The 410-nt window shown below is 71.5% G+C and carries 1 protein-coding gene; it reads left to right on the plus strand.

All coding sequences use genetic code 11. The annotated features are described in order from the left end of the window. The first annotated feature begins 49 nt into the window (after positions 1-49). Positions 50-358: a small hydrophobic protein gene (locus tag LPA54_RS40530; protein ID WP_228917036.1), complete on the plus strand. Its 309-nt coding sequence runs from the start codon at positions 50-52 to the stop codon at positions 356-358. Positions 359-410: the final 52 nt, after the last annotated feature.

Raw genomic sequence — 410 nt, forward strand, 5'->3', positions numbered from 1 at the left:
GTCCGGAAGCGGGGGTACCCGTCATGTCAACCAACCCATCAGGGAGTTGATGATGGCGAGCTTCGGACACGGAACGCGCAGGCACCCCCGCACTCGTGGCCGGACGTGGTCACGGTCCGGGCCGGATCGCGCGACGCTCGGGATCATCGGAGCCATCTGCGCCGTCGCCGGTTTCTTCGTCCTGGGCATCGTGCTCGGCCCGGTGGCGATGGTGTGCGGCTGGCTGGCCATGGGCCGCAGCTGGGCGGGCTCCCGCTCGGCGCCGGCCCTGATCGCCCTGGTCCTCGGCGCCATCGACACGCTCCTGGCCCTGATCCTCCTGGCCGGAGCGACCGGTTCGGGTTACGGCATGCTCTGACCCGGCGCGGACAGCACCAGTGAGGGGGCCTCCGGCGAACCAGCCGGAGGCC

It is taken from the genome of Streptomyces sp. DH12 (genome assembly GCF_020873895.1).
GTDB lineage: Bacteria > Actinomycetota > Actinomycetes > Streptomycetales > Streptomycetaceae > Streptomyces.

Bases quoted from the DNA above. Each gene is read 5' to 3' on its own strand.
- LPA54_RS40530 (WP_228917036.1), top strand. From the start codon at position 50: ATGATGGCGAGCTTCGGACACGGAACGCGCAGGCACCCCCGCACTCGT.